This is a genomic window from Pseudomonas sp. PDM17, assembly GCF_014851985.1.
GTDB lineage: Bacteria > Pseudomonadota > Gammaproteobacteria > Pseudomonadales > Pseudomonadaceae > Pseudomonas.
Map to the genome: position 1 here is coordinate 386,458 of NZ_JACVAT010000003.1, position 15,209 is coordinate 401,666.

Below are 15,209 nucleotides of genomic sequence, written 5' to 3' on the forward strand. Positions count from 1 at the left end.
CCGCAGAATCCGTCAGAGCCGCGCCAGCGCTATCCGCCGAGCAAGAGCCGGCGGATAACCGGTTCCAGGTTATCCGCCCTACGAAAAGCTCTTCAGACCGGCGAAGCGAGGTGCTCCGCGAAGCACTCGCCCAACCACTGCGCCGCCGGCCCCAGCGGCTCGTCGCGGCGCCAGACCAGCTCCACCACCAGCGGTGGTGGCGTCCAGTCGCTGGCCAGTTCCACCAGCAGCGGCTGGTAAGCCGGGTACTGCGCCACGTGGGTCGGCAGCCAGGCCCAACCGAGGTCTCGCATCAGCAGTTCGGCCATGGCGTAGAAGCTGTCGGCGCGCCAGACCAGCGGGCTGATCTGCTCGCCTCCGGGGTAGTGGCTGTCCTGCGGGGCCATCAGCAACTGGCGATGCCGCGCCAGCTCACGGCGGTCGGCGTAGTCCAGCCTGGCCAGCTCGTGCCCGGCGCCGCACACGGTGACCATTTCGATGGTGCCCAGCCGCTGCCGCTCCAGTTGCTCGGGCATGCCCTCATGATGGAACAGCAGGCCGAGGTCGGCGCGGCGCTCCAGCAGCTTGCGCGCCACGTCGCCCTGGGCGCCGCTGGCCAGCTGCACCTCCAGGGTAGGGAATTCCTGCGCCAGCGCCTGCAGCCCGGAAAGCACCGGCTGGTAGGGCATCGCCTCGTCCTGCGCGAGGCGCAGCAACGGCTCGGTGCCGCGCACCAGCGCCAGCGCCCGGCTTTCCAGGCGCTCGCACTGGCGCAGCACCTCACGGGCTTCATCCAGCAGCGCCCTGCCCTCGCCGGTCAGCACCGGCTGGCGGCCGCTGCTGCGTTCGAACAGGGTGACGCCCAGGTCGCTCTCCAGCAGCGCGATGGAGGAACTCACCGCCGACTGCACGCGCTGCAGCTGTCGCGCCGCCGCCGAGAAGGAAGATTGATCGGCGACGCTGACGAAGAGTCGCAACTGATCCAGGTTCCACTGCATGGCCGACACCCATCTCCAATTCAGATAGGTAATGACTTTATCCCATCATCCAGGGGACTAGAATGCCCGGCAGATTCGAACGTCAGCTGCGTGTCGCTCATACCGAGCGGCGTGTCGTTCCGGGGAGAACCCACCATGCCCGGCTATCTCTACCTCGCCATCGCCATCGTCGCCGAAGTCATCGCCACCGCTTCGCTGAAATCAGTGAAGGGCTTCTCCACGCCCCTGCCGCTGGTGCTGGTGATCGTCGGCTACGCCATTTCCTTCTGGATGCTCACCCTGGTGGTGCGCAGCATTCCGGTCGGCATCGCCTACGCCATCTGGGCGGGCCTGGGCATCGTGCTGGTCAGCATCGCGGCGCTGGTGCTCTACCAGCAGAAGCTCGATACCGCCGCCCTGTTCGGCATGGGCCTGATCGTCAGCGGCGTGGTGGTGATCCAGCTGTTCTCCGGCAACGCCGGTCACTGATGTGGCCATGGTGCGCGGCCTGTCGCCGCGCGCCATCGGGTTATACTGCGCGCTTCGTTTTTCCCTCGAGGCGCTTTCATGTCCGAATCCCTGAGCACCGACATCCTTATCGTCGGCGGCGGCATCGCCGGTCTCTGGCTCAATGCCCGCCTGCGGCGCGCCGGCTTTTCCACCGTGCTGGTGGAGAACACTGCGCTGGGCGGCGTGCAGAGCATGCGCTCGCAGGGGATCATCCATGGCGGCACCAAATACGCCCTGCACGGCGCGCTGACTGGCGCCTCCGAAGCCATCGCCGACATGCCGGCGCTATGGCGCGATTGCCTGGCCGGCACCGGCGAGGTAGACCTGCGCGGCGTGCGCCTGCTGTCCGACGCCCATTACCTGTGGTCGCCCGGCGGCCTGGCCGGCAACCTCACCAGCTTCTTCGCCAGCAAGGCAGTGCGCAGTCGCGTCGCCCAGGTGAAGGGCAGCGACCTGCCGCCAGCCCTGCAGGACAAGGCCTTCAAGGGCAAGGCCTACCGCCTCACCGAACTGGTGCTGGACGTGCCCAGCCTGGTCGCTCGCCTGGCCGAACTGGCCGGTGACAGCCTGCTGGCTGGCGAACGCCTCGAAGCCCTGCGCGACGCTGACAGGCTGATCGGCCTGCGCGTGGATGGCCGCGAAATCCGCGCCCAACGCGTGGTGCTCAGCGCCGGCGCCGGCAACGAGGCCCTGCTGCGCGAGCTGGGCCTGGAGCGCCCGGAGATGCAGCGTCGCCCGCTGCACATGGTGCTGGTCACCGCGCCGACCCTGAAACCGCTGTACGCCCACTGCCTCGGCGGCGGGCCGAAACCGCGCGTCACCGTCACCACCCACCCGCTGAGCAACGGCGACTGGGTCTGGTACCTGGGCGGCGACATCGCCGAAGCCGGCGGTGTGGCCCGCAACGAGGCCGAGCAGATCGCCGAGGCGCAGCGCGAGCTGCACAAGCTGGTGCCGTGGATCGACCTCTCCGCCGCCCGCTGGGCAACCCTGCGCGTGGACCGCGCCGAACCCTCGCAGAACAACCTGCTGCGCCCGGACAGCGCCTTCCTCGCCGAAGACGGCGCCCTGCTGGTCGGCTGGCCGACCAAGCTGGCCCTGGCGCCGAACTTCGCCGACCGCGTGCTGGAGTCCCTGGAGAAAAGCGGCATCCGCCCGCAGGCGAGCGCCGCCCTGCCGGACCTGCCGCGCCCGGCCATGGCCCGCCCGGTGTGGGAGGAACTGCTCGGATGAAGACCTTGCATCACCTGCATCGCCCGCTGGGCAGCACCGGCCTGAACGTCTCGCCACTGGGCCTGGGTACCGTGAAGCTCGGCCGCGACCAGGGCGTGAAGTACCCCGAAGGCTTCCGCATCCCCGATGACCGCGAGGCCGCCGACCTGATCGCGCTCGCCCGCGAGCTGGGCATCAACCTGATCGACACCGCGCCGGCCTACGGCCACAGTGAGGAGCGCCTCGGCCCGCTGCTGCGCGGCCAGCGCGACCAGTGGGTGATCGTCAGCAAGACCGGCGAGGAGTTCGTCGGCGGCCAGTCGCAATTCGACTTCAGCGCCGCCCACACGCGCCGCTCGGTGGAACGCAGCCTGCAGCGTCTGGAAACCGACTACATCGACCTGGTGCTGGTGCATTCCGACGGCAATGACCTGGACATCCTGCGCGGCACCGAGGTCTACGCAACCCTTGAGCGGTTGAAGGAAGAAGGGCTGATCCGCGGCTTCGGCTTCTCCGGCAAGACTGCCGACGGCGGCCTGCTGGCCCTGGAGCGCGGCGACTGCGCGATGGTCACCTACAACCTCAACGAGCAGGCGGAAAAGCCGGTGATCGACCATGCCCAGGCCCACGGCCGCGGCATCCTGATCAAGAAGGCCCTGGCCAGCGGCCACGCTACCCTCGCCCCAAGTGTCGACCCGGTGCGCGCCAGCTTCGAGCTGGTGCTCGGCCATCCCGGCGTCGCCAGCGCCATCGTCGGCACCATCAATCCACTGCATCTCGCGCACAACGTGACCATCGCCGCCGAGGTCCTCGACCGCTGATCGGCGGTCATGTGGATTACGTATTCCTGTGCCATGCTCCAACTCCCCCGGCAAAAACCGCGGGCACAGAAACTGTCGCCAGCCGGCGATTCCCACGCAAAAGCCTCGGAATCGCCAAGCCTTTCAGGGAAAAATCCGGAAATCCTTTGGATTTTCGATGACACCAGGAACGGTGTCAGGCTGTCTAGGTTGTAGCGACCCCGTAATTGAACGATCGGCCGGACCGTCCCCAGCAGACGGTCAGCGTTCGCGTCGGCGTCGCTTACCACGGTAAGGACGCGCCAGCGCAACCCGGCGCCCTGTACGAGAAGGAAGACCCTATGCCCCGTACGCTCGCCCGCAAGGACCCGACCGCCTTCAAGACCCTGCCGCTGCTGGTGGAAGCCAGCCCGGAAGGTCTCATTTACCAGACCCTCGGCAAGCCCCTGAACTTCGCCCAGGTCCTGGAAAAGCGCCGCCCCATCGAGATCAACGAAACCGAACGCTTCGTCAGCGAGCTGGCCAACCTTGGCGTCTCGGTGCGCCTGACCCTGAACTACCAGGGCCGCGACCACTGGATCCTGGTGCGCCAACGCCGCCTGGACCGTGGCGACACGGTGCTCAAGCTGATTTCCGGCTATGTGCCGGCCCACGAACTGAACCTGCCGCTGCTCACCGCTATCCAGGAAGTGGCCGAGGAATGCCTGGTGGAAACCGCCGACGGCTGGCTCGGCGGGCGCTTCGGCGACACCTGGCTGCCGACGCCCTACGAGGGCATCCTGCGCTACCGTGAAACCAGCCACTTCTCCCTGACCCCGCTGTCCGGCGCCTCGCGCCCGGTGCAGGCCGGCGCGCTGCGCTTGCTGGAGCGCCCGCAGGCCTATGTGCACCTGCCGACAGCCTCGCTGCAGTTGGTCTATGACCTGCGCATGGAGCTGCCCAAGGATGCCCGCGAGGTCAGCCTGTTCCATGTCGACGAGAAACTCGAGAGCGGCCCGCTGGTGGCGCGGTTGGACCGCCGTCGCCCGGACATCTACCTGCTGCCGCTGGAGCACGGCGAGCCGACCGGCGAGCTGTTCACCCTGAGCAAGGGCGAGCTGTGCAAGGCCAGCACCCGTGGCCTGTGGCTGTCGGAGAGTTTTGCCGAGCAGGATGGCTGGCTCGTGCGCGAGGAGCGTATCCGCTTCCGCGAATGGATGGAGCAGTGGCCGCCCGCCGCCGGCAATGCCGGCAGCGGGCGGCGCACGGCCTGATTCCACCCACGTGAACCGGCCGACCTGACAGCGGCTTTCCTGTAGCAGCGAGCTTGCTCGCGAACCGCCCAACGCCGGCCTGGCCGGTTGCTTTGGTTCGCGAGCAATAACCAGGCGTCCCTCTCGCTCCTACAAAAAGCGGCTCGGCTTACTTGAGCTGACTGGAACTCTTGCCCAGCAACCGCCGCGCCACGATCAACAACTGGATCTGCTGGGTGCCTTCGAAGATGTCGAGGATCTTCGAATCCCGCGCCCACTTCTCCAGCAGTTCCTCTTCCCCATAGCCCAGTGCGCCGGCCAGCTCGACGCATTTCAGCGTCACCTCGTTGGCCACCCGCCCGGCCTTGGCCTTGGCAATGGAAGCCTCCTTGGAGTTGGGCAGGCGGTTGTCTGCCATCCAGGCGGCCTTCAGGGTCAACAGGCGCGCCGCCTCCCATTCGGATTCCAGGCGATACAGCGTCGCTTCGGCATGGCTGGCGCTGAGCAGCGGCTGGCGATAGTCGAAGCGGCAACCCGCCTTCCTCAGCAGCTCGCGGGTGCGGTCCAGCGAAGCCTTGGCGACGCCGATGGCCATGGCAGCGACCAGCGGACGGGTGTTGTCGAAGGTCTCCATCACCCCGGCAAAACCTTTCTGCACGTCGATCTCGGCATTGCCCAGCAGGTTGGCGGCCGGCACACGGCAGTCGCTGAAGCTGATGGACGCGGTGTCCGACGCCTTGATGCCGAGCTTCTTCTCCAGGCGGGTGACGGTCATCCCCGGCGTGCCCTTCTCCACCACGAAGGACTTGATCGCCGCACGGCCGAGGCTCTTGTCCAGGGTCGCCCAGACCACCACCGCGTCGGCGCGGGCGCCGGAAGTGACGAAGATCTTCTCGCCGTTGAGCAGATAGTCATCACCGTCGCGAGTGGCGGTGGTGCGGATCGCCGCCGAGTCCGAGCCGCAGCCCGGCTCGGTGATGGCCATGGCCGCCCAGGTCCCGGAGAAGCGCTTGAGCTGCTCCTCGTTGGCCACCGCAGCGATGGCGGCGTTGCCCAGCCCCTGACGCGGCATGGCCAGCAGCAGGCCGGTGTCGCCCCAGCACATCTCCATCACGCCCAGGCAGGCGGACAGGTTGCCGCCGTTCTTCACGCCCTCCTCCGCCCCGGCCTTGCGCTTGCTGGCCGAGGTGGCGCCGACGGCGTCCGGCGAGCCGGCGTTCATGCCGTCCAGCAGCGCGGCCAGCAGGTCCAGCTCCTTGGGGTAGGCGTGCTCAGCCTTGTCGTACTTGCGCGAAATCGGTCGCAGGTAGTTCTCCGCCACCTGGCGGGCCTGGTTCTGCAAGGTGCGGAATTTCTTCGGCGTCTCGAGGTACATGCAAAGCTCCTTACAGGTGCAGGCCGCCAGCCATCAGGCTGACGGCGCGCAGATCGCGGTACCAGCGCTCGGCCGGGTGTTCCTGGGTGAAACCGTGGCCGCCGAGCAGTTGCACCGCGTCGGTACCGATCTTCATCGCCTTCTCGGCGCAGAGCAGCTTCGCGAGATAAGCCTCGCGGTGGAACGCCTCGCCACGCTCGGCCAGCGCGCAGGCGCGCCAGACCATCAGGCGCATGGCGTCCAGTTCGACGGCGATGTCCGCGACCATGAAGGCCACGCCCTGGCGATGACTGATCGGCTCACCGAAGGCCTCGCGCTCGTTGCAGTAGGTGATCACGTAGTCCAGCGCGGCCTGCCCGGTGCCCACGGCCAGCGCACACCAGGCCAGTGCGGTGTAGTCGAGGAAGGATTGATAATCGAAGCGCTCCGCAGCCAGCCGCTGTTCGGCCGGAACCTTCACGCCCTTGAAGCGAACCCGAGCGGTGCCGGTGGCCTTCAGGCCCATGGCCGGTTCGGCGCGCACTTCGACGCCCTTGGCGCGGGTATCGACCAGAAACAGCGCCGGGCCGTCACCGGCATCCGCCGCAACGATCAGCTTCTGCGCATCCACGCCACGCACGACCAGGCATTTCTCGCCAGTCAAGGTGTAGCTCGAACCCCGCTTGCGCGCCTTGGTGGCCGGGCGCAGCGGATCGGCCAGCAGCTGCGGCTCGTTCACCGCGATGGCGATCAGCGGCGCCGCTTCTTCGCTGACGAAAGCCGGCAGCCAGCGCGCCTGCTGTTGCGCCGAAGCCCAGCGGCGAATGCAGTTGGCCGCCGACAGCGGCACCAGCAGCGCGGCAGCCAGGCTCAGGTCACCACGGGCGAGGGATTCGGCGATCAGCGCGTTGGTCACCACGGTGCGCTCGCCGGCCATGCCGCCGTGCACCTCGCTGACACCGTAATGGGTCAGGCCCAGTTCCTGCGCCTGGGCCAACAGCTCGAGGCTCAGGCTGGCCTTGGCGTCGGCCTCATGGGCAGCCGGGCGCAGTACTTCGGCGGCGAAACCTTCGAGCATCTCCACGAGCATCTGCTGCTCGTCGGACAGGGACAGGTCGAACAGCCCGTCCGGGTCGGCCTTGCGTGGCTTCTTGGGCTGTTTTGCGGCGCGCTCGCTGGCCAGCCGGAAGCCGGTGCGGCTGCCGCTGTAGAGGAGTCTTTCGAAGGGTTTGCGCAGCTTCAGTCGGTCCGGCCAGTCGGCCTGGGCGACACGGTTCAGCACGGCCAGGGCGCGGCCCTGCACGTCGGTGGTCATGGCATCTCGCTCCGCGGAGGGTGGATGCCCCGATCATGCGCTGCAAAATGCCGCAGGGACCATGACCGCTTTGCCGTCGGTGACTGGCAGAGCGGTCAGTGCCCAGCCACCAACAAAAAGGGCGCTACCCGGTAGCGCCCTGCTTGCGACAAGCGGATCAGCCCTGGTGGCGGATCTTCTCGACGATCGCGGTGGTGGAGCTGTTTTCCACCAGGCCCAGCACGCGGACTTCGCCGCCGTAGGCCTTGACGATGTCAGCACCGACCACCTGCTCGACGCCATAGTCGCCGCCCTTCACCAGCACGTCCGGGCGGACTTCGGTGAGCAGGCGTTCGGGGGTGTCCTCTGCGAAGCTGACGACCCAGTCCACCGCGCCGAGGCCGGCGAGTACGGCCATGCGGCGGTCGACGCTGTTGATCGGGCGGCCCGGGCCTTTCAGGCGGGTCACCGAGGCGTCGTCGTTGGTGGCGACGATCAGGCGGTCGCCCTGGGCGCGGGCCTGTTCCAGGTAGGTCACGTGACCGGCATGGAGGATGTCGAAGCAGCCGTTGGTGAAGACGATCTTCTCGCCGTGGGCGCGGGCGTCCTCGATGGCCAGCAGCAGTTGCTCGAGGCTCAGTACGCCACGCTCGGAGCCCTGCTCGCGCTGCACGGCGCGGCGCAGTTCAGGGGCGCTGATGGCGGCGGTGCCGAGCTTGCCGACGACGATGCCCGCCGCGAGGTTGGCCAGGGCCACGGCCTGCGGCAGGTCCTCACCAGCGGCGATGGCGCCGGCCAGGGTGGAAATCACCGTGTCCCCGGCGCCGGTGACGTCGAACACTTCGCGGGCACGGGCCGGCAGGTGCAGGGCGCTGTGGCCGGGGCGCAGCAGGGTCATGCCGTGTTCGCCACGGGTGACCAGCAGCGCGCCGAGCTCCAGCTCGGTCATCAGTTTCTGCCCCTTGGCGACCAGGTCGGCCTCGTCGGTGCAGCGACCGACAATGGCTTCGAATTCGGAGAGGTTCGGGGTGATCAGGCTGGCGCCACGGTAGATGGCGAACTCCTTGCCCTTGGGATCCGCCAGCACCGGGATACCGCGCTGACGGGCAGCCTGGATCAGTTGCTGGTGGTTCTTCAGCGCGCCCTTGCCGTAGTCGGAGAGCACCAGCACGCGGACCTGGTCCAGCAGCGCCTCGACGTCGGCGGACAGGGCCACGGCGTCGGTGCGGAAGGCTTCCTCGAAGTCCACGCGCAGCAGTTGCTGGTGGCGGCTCATGACGCGCAGCTTGACGATGGTCGGCTGGCCGGCGATGCGCTGGAAGCGGGTGGTCACGCCCACGGCCTGCAGGCTGTCGCTCAGGCTGTCGGCGGCTTCGTCGACGCCGGTGACGCCGACCAGGAAGGCCGGGGCGCCAAGGGCGGCAAGGTTCAGCGCGACGTTGGCGGCGCCACCGGGGCGGTCCTCATGCTGCTCGACCCGCACCACGGGCACCGGCGCCTCGGGCGAGATGCGCGAGGTCGCGCCGTGCCAGTAGCGGTCGAGCATCACGTCGCCTACCACCAGCACGGGGGCCTGATCGAATCGGGGCATGGTCAATTTCATGGGAACTCCGCAGGTCGAAATCGCCGCGGATAATACCATAGCCGCCCAGTGCGACTTGCGCCGAACACCGGGCGGTCACGGCAATGCCTAGGGGACTTTGCGAACCCAGAACAGCTCGTGGCGGCGCACCGCCTTGCGGAAGAACTCGTCGTCGCCAGTGGCCGGCCACTGACGGCCGGCGAGCACGCGCTGGATCAGCCGGCGCAGGCGTTTCTTGCCGGTGAGCGGAGTCTGCAGGTCGTGCTGCAGGGCCAGGGCCTGGGCCTTGTCGACGCGGACCGCGGTGTCCAGCACGGGGCTCCACAGCGGGTCGGCCGGCAATGCCTCGATACAAGGCGGCAGGGCAATGCCACCGTCGGCCGGGCCCATGGGCCAGCGGTCGTTGTCGTGCAGGTGGTTGGCGTAGAGCAGCAGCGTCTGCGGTTGCCAGCTGCTGCGCGAAATCGCCTCCAGCGTCGCCTGGGTGGCGTGAACGTGGTCGGCGTGGGGGTCCAGTTCCGGGTGCGCGGTGAGGATCACTTCCGGGCGGATGTGCTCGATCAGCGCGGTGAGGTCGGCCACCAGGTTGAGCCAGGTCGGTGCGCCGTCGCTGTCGCCCGGCAGCGCGAAGGGGTTAAAGCCGCGCACGCTGCGGATGTCGATCTCGCCGGACTCCCTCGAGCCGAACGCCTGGCTCGGCTCGGCGGCCATGGCCGGCAGCTGCAGGCAGTAGTAGCCCAGTTGCACGCAGCGTTCGGCCGGTACGCCACCCCAGAGCGGTGCGGCAATGCTGTCCCAGGTGCGCAGGCGGCCCTTGAGCCGGGCGGCCTCGGCCTTGCCCAGACCGAGACGCTGGTAGTGTTCGGCCTCGATCTCGCCTTGCGTCAGGGTGACGATCCAGGCTTCCGGGCAGCGGCTGTACTGGCCAAAGGCGGCCAGCTCGGCATCGTCCGCGTGGGGCGCGATGATCAGCAGGCGCTGCCGGGCGTAGTCAGGATTGTCGAAAGCGTGCAGCACACCCTGTTGCGCCAGCCGGCAATGGCGGCTGCGGATGCGCAGATGCCCGGAGCGCAGTGCTTCTCCCTGGCCGGAGAGGTTGATGTAGCGCTTGCCGCTGACGCCACGCTCGAAGTCCTGGCGATCGTTCTCGACGCCCTCGATCAGCACCTGCGGGTCGAGCCAGCGGCCGAGCAGCGAGGCCTTGATCTCGATCTCCAGCACCAGCGTCTCCTCGCTCTCCGGCAGCGCGCCGGTGGCGACGTGCAGGCCGTGCGGGCCGAGGGATACCGGCAAGGCGATGGAGCCCTCCGGGAAGACGTAGCGGTAGTCGTCGCGCGGCGAATAGAACAGGTGATCGGCGAACCATGCTTCATGGGCGACCCAGCCGAGCAACACGGCCAGCGGCACGCTCCACCACGGCGCGAAGATGCCCAGCAGGATCAGCGCCAGCAGGGCGACGAGCAGGACCGCGCGCTTCTTGCGGCGGTGCTGTTTGAGCAGGTGCTGCTTGCGGGCGCTCATGGCGACTCTCCATCAAGCCCGCTTTCGCGGGCGGGGCGTCAGACCTGGAACACCGGCACGCGGTGGCACCAGCGGTCCTTGTACTCGCGATCGGCGCGGCCGAAGGAATAGCGCAGCGGCTTGCCCAGCGCCTCGGCCTCGGCCCAGGCCTCTTGCGTATTGACGAAGCTGAGCACGCTGCCGGGGCTGAACTCGCGGTTCTCCGGAGCCACGCCGCCGTTGATGTACTCGACGCTGACCCACTTCGGCGCTTCGACCCGATAGAGAATCTGGATCGCCACCGGCTCGCCGTCCAGGCGCACCAGCGAACCCCGCATGAAGTCGCGCATCAGGCCGAAGACTTCGGCCAGTCGTGCCTTGCCCGGCACTTCGAATTCCCAGCGACGCTGAAACAGGTCGGCATAGATGCTCGCCTGCTCCTCAGGGCTCAGCTCGCTCATGGGCTGCAGCACGCCGCCCGCCTCTTCCAGCAGGCGCTGTTCGCGGCGCTGGTTGTAGCGGAATTTCTTCGAGAAGTCGGCCGGCGCGCGGTTCATCGCCAACTGTTCGGGCTGCTCGCGGGCGTCGCAGACCTGCTCGCGGTTGAGCTCGGAGAGGTAGCGCACCTGATGGCGCAGTTCGATGCGCGCACCTTCGGCGATGGGCAGGATGATCTCGGCATTGCCCAGGTCGAACAGCGCCTTCTTGCCCTCGCGCTTGAGCACGTCCTTGGACAGCGCCAGGTTGCGCCCCCAGGTCGGCACGGCGGCTCGCAGTTCATCGCCGTCGAACCAGCCCAGGTAGCGCACCGGAATACCGGCCAGATGGGCGAGACGCTCGACCACATCCGGATGGGTGGCGACGCTGCCGCCGAAGCGCTGCCAGGCGGCGGCATAGTCGGCCGCCGCAATGGGCGTCCAGCCGTGTTCGCGGAAGACTCGCAGACGATTCAGCATGCCGGGGGATTCCGCACCTGCATCATACCGGCTGCTCGACAGGCGCTTCTTCGCTGCCGCCGACCGGGTCGTCGGCGAACTGGCGGGCATGCAGGCGGGCGTAGTAGCCGTTCTGGGCAATCAGCTGGTCGTGGGTACCGCGCTCGACGATGTGGCCCTGGTCCATCACCAGGATCAGGTCCGCCGCCTCGATGGTGCTCAGGCGGTGGGCGATGACCAGGGTGGTGCGGCCTTCCATGACCTTCTCCAGGGCGGCCTGGATGTGCCGCTCGGACTCGGTGTCCAGTGCCGAGGTAGCCTCGTCGAGAATCAGCACCGGGGCGTCCTTGAGCAGCGCGCGGGCAATCGCCAGGCGCTGGCGCTGGCCGCCGGAAAGCATCACGCCGTTCTCGCCGACCTCGGTCTCGAAGCCTTCGGGAAGACGGTCGATGAACTCGCGGGCGAAGGCGTCATCGGCAGCCTTTTCCACCGCTTCACGCGGCCGGCTGGCGAGGTCGCCGTAGGCGATGTTGTTGAGCACGCTGTCGTTGAACAGATTGACCTGCTGGGTCACCAGCGCGATGTGCCGGCGCAGGTTGCTCAGCCGGTAGTCTTCGACGTCGGTGCCGTCGAGCAGGATCTGCCCGTCGCTGTGGTCGTAGAAGCGCGGGATCAGGTTGGCCAGGGTCGACTTGCCGCTGCCGGAGCGGCCGACCAGCGCCACCATCTGCCCCGGTTCGACGCTGAAGCTCAAGTCGTTGAGGACCTTCTTCTCGGTACCTGGGTAGGTGAAGCTGAGGTTCTTCACTTCGAGTCGCCCCTGCACGCGGTCACGCTCGATGGTGCCGTTGTCCACCTCGGGCTGCTCGTCGAGCTGCTCGAAGATACTTTCCGCGCCGGCCACGCCCTTCTGGATGGTCGAGCTGACTTCGGACAGCTGGCGAATCGGCTTGGGCAGCAGGCCGGCCATGGAGATATAGGCCACCAGGTCGCCGACGGTGGCATCGCCACGCAGCAACAGCACGAGGTACAGCAGCACCGCCATGGCGCTGTAGATCACCAGCTGCAGCATCGGCGTGTAGATCGCCGAAGTCTTGTTCATGCGCAGGTTCTTGCTGGTGTTCTCGCTGGTCACGTGTCGGAAACGTTCACGCTCATAGGGCTCGCCGCCAAAGCTGCGAACCACGCGGTAACCCTGGATGGTCTCGGAGGACACATGGGTCACGTCGCCCATGGCCACCTGGATCTTCTTGCTCTGCTTGCGGAACTTGCGGCTGGCGGTCGTCACCATCACCGCGATGATCGGCAGGATCGCCAGCATCACCAGGGTCAGTTTCCAGTTCATCCACAGCAGCGAGAGGAACAGGAAGACCACGGTCATGCCTTCGCGGATCACCACCTTGATGGCGTCGGTGGCGGCGCCGGTGACCATGGTCACGTTGAAGGTGATGCGCGAGATCAGGTGGCCGGAGTTATTGCTGTCGAAATAGCGGTTGGGCAGGGTCAGCAGGTTGTTGAACAGCGCGATACGCAGGTCCTGCACCAGCCCCAGGGAAACCTTTGCGATGAAGTAGTTGCCAAGGAAGGAGCCGACGCCTTGCCAGACGGCGATCAGCACCACCAGCAGCGGCACTGCGTAGAGCAGCGACAGGTCACGAAGCCAGGCCACGGAGGAGTTGGGGAACAGCTTGGCATCCGGATGGGCCAGGCCGTCGACGAAATACTTGAGGATGCCCGCCAGCATCGGCTGGGTCGCGGCGAAGATCAGGAAGCCGATGATGCTGAGCAGGAACATCCCGATGTACGGGCGCACATAGGACAGCAGTCGGAAGTAGATCTTCAGGCTCGAAGGAGCCTGGGGTTCTTTACCGGACATGTAGGAATCGCACGCTTAAAAGGTCGGCGATTATAACACAGCGCTCTCGTTTGCCCGGCGGCTGGGCTACTATAGCCGGCTATCGATTCAGGGACCCGTTATGCAAGACCTCGCTCTCTCCGCCTACGAAGCGCTGCGCGCCGGCGCCCAGGTGCTGGAAGCCGACAAGCATGGCGACAAGGTCCTGCGCCTGGCCGATGGCAACTTCCTGAAACTGTTCCGACGCAAGCGGCTGATTTCTTCGGCGGCGCTCTATCCCTACGCGCAGCGTTTCGCCGACAACACCCAGACGCTGCAACGCCTGGCGGTGCCCTGCCCGCAGATCATCGCGGTGTACCGCATTCCCGATATCGCCCGCGACGCAGTGCACTACCAACCCCTGCCGGGCGACACGCTGCGCCAGGTGATCGAAGCCGGAGAGGCGGACACGCAACTGGCGGCGAAACTGGGCGAGCTGATCGCCGGACTGCATGACCAGGGCGTGTACTTCCGCTCGCTGCACCTGGGCAACGTGGTGAAAACCCCCGAAGGCGCCCTGGGCCTGATCGATCTCGCGGACATGAAGAAGCAGCGCCGGGCACTGTCGCGCCAGCAGCGCAAACGCAATTTCGCCCACATGCTGCGCTATACCCAGGACCGCCAGTGGCTGCTGGCCGGCAATACCCAGAGCCTGGCGCAGGCCTACCTCGCTCGCAGCCGGATACGCTGGTCGCTGGCCGAACTCCAGCAGGTCCTCAGTTCGGCTCCATGATCGCCGGCCGCACCTGCGGCCAGCGCTCCAGGCTGAGCCCCAGCAGGATCACCACCCAGGGCATCAGCCACATGGCGCGGGTGCGCTCCCACAGGCTGAACACGTCGAACTGCATGGCGACGCTGGAAAATACCCACAGCAGCATTACCGACAGGCCCAATGCCCGCGAACGGCAACACCAGGCGCGGTAGCCGATCATTCCCCACAGCACAAGGAAGGCCAGCAGGGCCGGCACGCCGTACTGAATGGCGGTATGTACCGGGAAGTTGTGCACACCGTTTTCATAAACGGCCTTCCCGCTGGTCACCGCATAGTCAGCCCCAAGCCCCACACCCAGCCAGACATGCTGCTGCACCTGCGGCCAGGCGCTACGCAACAGTTCGAAGCGCTCGGCGTCACCCCGTGCCATCAAGCCGGGCTCGACGACAACCAGGGTCGCGCCCCCCAACAGCAACAGCAGAGGCAGCAATTTGGCGATCCGTCCCGGTACCAGACTGAGGCTGAAGATGGCTGTGACCATCAATGCCAACAGGGCTCCACGGCTGCCACACAGCGCCACGTAAACCAGCGAGGCCGCCAGCAGGAATACCCAGGGCAGCTGCCGCCAGCCCCGGCGCGGCAACAGCGGCACGCACATCACGGTCACGAAGGCGATCGAATAGGCTGCCGCATTGGGGTTGTCGAGGAAGCCACCAAACCCACTCAGGCGCCCTCCGCCATAATCTGGCGCGAACATCAGCGCCACGAGGCTGTAGAGGCCAACCACCAGCGCCAGCGACAGTATGGCCAGGCACAACCGGCGCTCGTCCGCACGGGCCCAGAGCACCCAGCCGAGGATGAACAGCATGAATAGCGACACCATCTTCAGCTGGCCCAACGGCTTTTCTGTTCCGGACCAAAGCAGCGAGAACACTGCCCAGCCGAACAGAGCCAGCAGAATCCAGATCTCCCGACGTGCCCGCAACAGGTGCCCAAGCTCCTGGCGGCGGGCAATACACAGCCACAGCGACGGCAGGTACACGAACAGCGCGACCATCTGGAAGTAGAACTTCATGCTCGGCGTCAGCATGACACCAGCGATGCTCCACAACACACCGATGCCGAGCATCGCCTCGGCAACCCGCCCCGCCCGGCACTGGCTCGCCCCCATAGGGGTCATCCGCGGGCACCACGCAAGCCAGGCGTGGGCAAACATTTCCTTCATCGA

At 67.0% G+C, this 15,209-nt stretch carries 13 protein-coding genes; 5 read left to right on the forward strand and 8 right to left on the reverse strand.

Annotated elements, in window-relative coordinates:
* Positions 1 to 92 precede the first annotated feature (92 nt).
* The gene (locus IB256_RS12015) at positions 93 to 977 is read right to left on the reverse strand and encodes a LysR family transcriptional regulator (protein ID WP_081515494.1); all 885 of its coding nucleotides are present in this window, start codon (positions 975 to 977) and stop codon (positions 93 to 95) included.
* A 135-nt stretch (positions 978 to 1,112) separates the two neighbouring features.
* On the opposite strand from IB256_RS12015, the gene IB256_RS12020 reads away from it, so the two are divergent.
* The 4 genes from IB256_RS12020 (at position 1,113) to IB256_RS12035 (ending at position 4,731) form a co-directional block, all read left to right on the forward strand.
* Positions 1,113 to 1,445, forward strand: a complete 333-nt coding sequence (locus tag IB256_RS12020; RefSeq protein WP_081515493.1) for a DMT family transporter — start codon at positions 1,113 to 1,115, stop codon at positions 1,443 to 1,445.
* Between the two features lie 78 nt (positions 1,446 to 1,523).
* On the forward strand, positions 1,524 to 2,699 hold the full coding sequence (locus IB256_RS12025; protein ID WP_192402697.1) for an NAD(P)/FAD-dependent oxidoreductase: 1,176 nt from the start codon (positions 1,524 to 1,526) through the stop codon (positions 2,697 to 2,699).
* Positions 2,696 to 3,499 carry an aldo/keto reductase gene (locus tag IB256_RS12030; protein ID WP_192293036.1) on the forward strand — a complete coding sequence of 268 codons (804 nt, stop codon included), beginning with the start codon at positions 2,696 to 2,698 and terminating at the stop codon, positions 3,497 to 3,499. The genes IB256_RS12025 and IB256_RS12030 overlap by 4 nt, the downstream gene beginning before the upstream one ends.
* Before the next feature lie 320 nt (positions 3,500 to 3,819).
* Entirely contained in the window at positions 3,820 to 4,731 is a 912-nt protein-coding gene (locus IB256_RS12035) for a metal ABC transporter ATPase (RefSeq protein WP_192293038.1), read from the forward strand.
* A gap of 148 nt (positions 4,732 to 4,879) precedes the next feature.
* Here IB256_RS12035 and IB256_RS12040 read toward each other — a convergent pair whose 3' ends face one another.
* The 6 genes from IB256_RS12040 to msbA form a co-directional block, all read right to left on the reverse strand.
* Complete coding sequence (locus IB256_RS12040) at positions 4,880 to 6,085, reverse strand: acyl-CoA dehydrogenase family protein (protein WP_192293040.1); 1,206 nt, start codon at positions 6,083 to 6,085, stop codon at positions 4,880 to 4,882.
* Between the two features lie 10 nt (positions 6,086 to 6,095).
* Positions 6,096 to 7,379, reverse strand: coding sequence for an acyl-CoA dehydrogenase family protein (locus IB256_RS12045; RefSeq protein ID WP_192293042.1), 1,284 nt, complete (start codon positions 7,377 to 7,379; stop codon positions 6,096 to 6,098).
* Positions 7,380 to 7,536: 157 nt separating this feature from the next.
* A complete protein-coding gene (hldE, locus tag IB256_RS12050; RefSeq protein WP_192402699.1) occupies positions 7,537 to 8,961 on the reverse strand; it encodes a bifunctional D-glycero-beta-D-manno-heptose-7-phosphate kinase/D-glycero-beta-D-manno-heptose 1-phosphate adenylyltransferase HldE in 1,425 nt (474 codons plus the stop codon).
* A gap of 87 nt (positions 8,962 to 9,048) precedes the next feature.
* Complete coding sequence (locus IB256_RS12055) at positions 9,049 to 10,461, reverse strand: PIG-L deacetylase family protein (protein WP_192293044.1); 1,413 nt, start codon at positions 10,459 to 10,461, stop codon at positions 9,049 to 9,051.
* A 38-nt stretch (positions 10,462 to 10,499) separates the two neighbouring features.
* Positions 10,500 to 11,396, reverse strand: coding sequence for a GNAT family N-acetyltransferase (locus IB256_RS12060; RefSeq protein WP_192293046.1), 897 nt, complete (start codon positions 11,394 to 11,396; stop codon positions 10,500 to 10,502).
* Between the two features lie 22 nt (positions 11,397 to 11,418).
* Entirely contained in the window at positions 11,419 to 13,251 is a 1,833-nt protein-coding gene (gene msbA / locus IB256_RS12065) for a lipid A export permease/ATP-binding protein MsbA (protein WP_192293048.1), read from the reverse strand.
* Between the two features lie 100 nt (positions 13,252 to 13,351).
* Here msbA and IB256_RS12070 point away from each other — a divergent pair, with 100 nt between their 5' ends.
* A complete protein-coding gene (locus IB256_RS12070; RefSeq protein ID WP_192402701.1) occupies positions 13,352 to 14,002 on the forward strand; it encodes a lipopolysaccharide kinase InaA family protein in 651 nt (216 codons plus the stop codon).
* Here the strand turns inward: IB256_RS12070 and IB256_RS12075 are convergent.
* Complete coding sequence (locus IB256_RS12075; RefSeq protein WP_225601726.1) at positions 13,986 to 15,206, reverse strand: O-antigen ligase family protein; 1,221 nt, start codon at positions 15,204 to 15,206, stop codon at positions 13,986 to 13,988. The genes IB256_RS12070 and IB256_RS12075 overlap by 17 nt on opposite strands.
* Positions 15,207 to 15,209 lie beyond the last annotated feature (3 nt).

What these genes read in the sequence shown, in the direction of transcription:
- IB256_RS12035 (WP_192293038.1), top strand. Translation starts at nt 3,820, where the DNA reads ATGCCCCGTACGCTCGCCCGCAAGGACCCGACCGCCTTCAAGACCCTG.
- hldE (WP_192402699.1), bottom strand. Translation starts at nt 8,961, where the DNA reads ATGAAATTGACCATGCCCCGATTCGATCAGGCCCCCGTGCTGGTGGTA.
- IB256_RS12030 (WP_192293036.1), top strand. Translation starts at nt 2,696, where the DNA reads ATGAAGACCTTGCATCACCTGCATCGCCCGCTGGGCAGCACCGGCCTG.
- IB256_RS12025 (WP_192402697.1), top strand. Translation starts at nt 1,524, where the DNA reads ATGTCCGAATCCCTGAGCACCGACATCCTTATCGTCGGCGGCGGCATC.
- IB256_RS12055 (WP_192293044.1), bottom strand. Translation starts at nt 10,461, where the DNA reads ATGAGCGCCCGCAAGCAGCACCTGCTCAAACAGCACCGCCGCAAGAAG.
- IB256_RS12020 (WP_081515493.1), top strand. Translation starts at nt 1,113, where the DNA reads ATGCCCGGCTATCTCTACCTCGCCATCGCCATCGTCGCCGAAGTCATC.
- IB256_RS12040 (WP_192293040.1), bottom strand. Translation starts at nt 6,085, where the DNA reads ATGTACCTCGAGACGCCGAAGAAATTCCGCACCTTGCAGAACCAGGCC.
- IB256_RS12070 (WP_192402701.1), top strand. Translation starts at nt 13,352, where the DNA reads ATGCAAGACCTCGCTCTCTCCGCCTACGAAGCGCTGCGCGCCGGCGCC.
- IB256_RS12045 (WP_192293042.1), bottom strand. Translation starts at nt 7,379, where the DNA reads ATGACCACCGACGTGCAGGGCCGCGCCCTGGCCGTGCTGAACCGTGTC.
- IB256_RS12015 (WP_081515494.1), bottom strand. Translation starts at nt 977, where the DNA reads ATGCAGTGGAACCTGGATCAGTTGCGACTCTTCGTCAGCGTCGCCGAT.
- msbA (WP_192293048.1), bottom strand. Translation starts at nt 13,251, where the DNA reads ATGTCCGGTAAAGAACCCCAGGCTCCTTCGAGCCTGAAGATCTACTTC.
- IB256_RS12060 (WP_192293046.1), bottom strand. Translation starts at nt 11,396, where the DNA reads ATGCTGAATCGTCTGCGAGTCTTCCGCGAACACGGCTGGACGCCCATT.
- IB256_RS12075 (WP_225601726.1), bottom strand. Translation starts at nt 15,206, where the DNA reads ATGAAGGAAATGTTTGCCCACGCCTGGCTTGCGTGGTGCCCGCGGATG.